This window comes from Streptomyces doebereineriae, from assembly GCF_031845645.1.
Taxonomy (GTDB): Bacteria; Actinomycetota; Actinomycetes; order Streptomycetales; family Streptomycetaceae; genus Streptomyces; species Streptomyces canus.
In genome coordinates this window covers 1-618 of sequence record NZ_JAVREZ010000083.1, presented here as the reverse complement: position 1 = coordinate 618, position 618 = coordinate 1, and the positions used below count along the sequence as shown (strand labels likewise).

Here is a 618-nt window from a genome sequence, read left to right as displayed (position 1 = left end):
GCTCATAGAGGTCGCGCGGCGGCTCTCCACCTGCGTCCGGGACGGCGACACGGTCGCCCGGCTCGGAGGTGACGAATTCGTCGTTCTCGCGGACGGCCTCGGGGCGGCGGACGCCGCTGACCTGGCCGTACGTCTGAGAAATGCCATCATTCCGCCTATAAGGGTCGACGGGCGTGCCGTCCGGGTCGGAGCGAGCTTCGGCATCGGCTGGGCCGAGTGCGGGATGAGCGTGGAAGAGGTCCTGCGCTCCGCCGACCAGCGGATGTACGTCGAGAAGCGGTCCCGGTCGAAGGTCCACCGCAGGGCCGGCTGACGTTCATGAACGCTTTCCTCCCCTACCCCGTACCCGTTCCGCCGGGTCCGCCCGGTCCGTGATCGCAATTCGGACTGTGCTCCGTTCGAGGTAGGCTCGGCCGGTCGGCGACGGCTGGCGAGATGGTGAGGAGTGACCCAGGGATGACGGCCGGAAACAACGGCGCGAGCAAGCCCGAGGACGACGATCCGTTCGGCTATCTGTACGCGGACGGACAAGCGGCAGGCGCCCAGCCGCCCGGCCAGGGCGGTTACGGCTACCCGGGTCCGGCCGCGCAGCCGGGCGTGCCCAGGACGTCGTACAAC

1 protein-coding gene and 1 pseudogene are annotated in these 618 nt (G+C 69.6%); both read left to right on the top strand.

The annotated features are described in order from the left end of the window. The coding region (locus RNB18_RS50805) for a GGDEF domain-containing protein (RefSeq protein WP_311720903.1) at window positions 1–313 on the top strand (313 nt) is incomplete at its 5' end. Window positions 314–456: 143 nt separating this feature from the next. Next, window positions 457–618, top strand: a pseudogene (locus RNB18_RS50800) (carbohydrate-binding protein); the annotation flags it as partial.